Here is a 668-nt window from a genome sequence, read left to right on the forward strand (position 1 = left end):
CGCACCACAAAAAACCGTAAAACCGCGCTGCAAGGGCGAGGTTTTTAAAGAAAACGCCCCGCGGGCTGTGTTGTCAAGTTCAACTACCGACGTAACAGCGATGGCTGCCAGGAAGCCAATAATCACGATTACTATGGCCAGCTCAACCAAGGTAAAGCCTTTCTTGTTCATCTTTTCCTCCTCTTCGCTGATGGGTTAAGCACTACAGCCAAGATGATAGACAACTTTCCCAAAGAGGACCTGTGAGATATGACCGCGAACTAGCCCTATAGCTTTATGTCTTCGGCTGAGTCAAGAAGTTTGCATGTGTGGTTTGTATACGAGGGGCATACCACTTCTCGAGCCTCGGCAGAACCCTTGAGCCTCTTGCCAAATTACTCCCAGTGTAGATTGCCTTTGGAGCCGGGGATGGCCCGTGTGACAAAGGCAACACCGAAGGGATGCTCAGCGCTAGCAGAAGGCGATGAAGCCGACTGAAGTCCCCTAAGGCCGGGCACTGGCCGGGAGCTTGACTTCTGCTCTTGGTATTAGAATCCGAAGGCAAGGAGGCGACATGTCTTTAAGCCCTCTGGCGGGCAAACCCACCCCCCCGGGCATCTGGTTCAATTGTTCACTTTTCCAATTACCCCCCCCCAGGAAGGGCCCCCCACCGCTTTTGCCCTTTTTTT

Annotated in this window: 1 protein-coding gene; it reads right to left on the bottom strand. The window is 52.8% G+C overall.

Annotated features, from left to right (window positions below):
• On the bottom strand, positions 1 to 171 hold a 171-nt coding region (locus EKL94_RS22855; RefSeq protein WP_126930653.1), incomplete at its 3' end, for a type II secretion system protein.
• Positions 172 to 668 lie beyond the last annotated feature (497 nt).

The sequence above is a fragment of the Stenotrophomonas maltophilia genome, assembly GCF_003970865.1.
Taxonomy (GTDB): Bacteria; Pseudomonadota; Gammaproteobacteria; order Xanthomonadales; family Xanthomonadaceae; genus Stenotrophomonas; species Stenotrophomonas maltophilia_AR.